This window comes from Rhodopseudomonas sp. BR0G17 (assembly GCF_010907025.1).
In the GTDB taxonomy this organism is placed as follows: domain Bacteria; phylum Pseudomonadota; class Alphaproteobacteria; order Rhizobiales; family Xanthobacteraceae; genus Rhodopseudomonas; species Rhodopseudomonas palustris_H.
On sequence record NZ_QUML01000178.1, the window covers coordinates 1 to 419 of the forward strand.

2 protein-coding genes are annotated in these 419 nt (G+C 55.4%); one reads left to right on the top strand and one right to left on the bottom strand.

What is annotated here, in order from left to right; translation table 11 throughout:
• Positions 1–181: hypothetical protein (locus DY467_RS26355; protein WP_205502852.1), on the top strand; the 181-nt coding region annotated here is incomplete at its 5' end.
• Positions 182–204: 23 nt separating this feature from the next.
• Here DY467_RS26355 and DY467_RS26360 read toward each other — a convergent pair.
• A partial coding sequence (locus DY467_RS26360; protein ID WP_205502853.1) for a hypothetical protein occupies positions 205–419 on the bottom strand: 215 nt, incomplete at its 5' end.

Below are 419 nucleotides of genomic sequence, written 5' to 3' on the forward strand. Positions count from 1 at the left end.
CCGCTATCGTGGCTGCAGCGTCACCAATGACCTGGATTTCTATAGCCGATATCCCGCTCGATTTCATGACACGGTCTTGATCGACCTGCCGCAGCTCGACTTCCGCTCTATAAGGTCGGACGCGCGCTGGAAGTGCATTGAATTTCTCGCGAAGCTGCGGCGCGTCGCGTTTTTCAGGTAGACTACGAATGAATTATCCGCCTGTCAGCCGCTCTGCGCCTTCAGCCGCAGAGCGCGGGAGATCGAGAGCGTTCGAGGGAGCAGGATCTTCCAATTGCCATCGCTTCCATTCCAGCCTGGACAGACGGCCGGACAGCATACGTTAGCGGAAATTTGATGCATCTTGCGGCATGCTGTCATCTCGATCGTCGAGGATTGATAGATGAACCCATTCTGTAGTTTGGTGGGATATCTGCGCC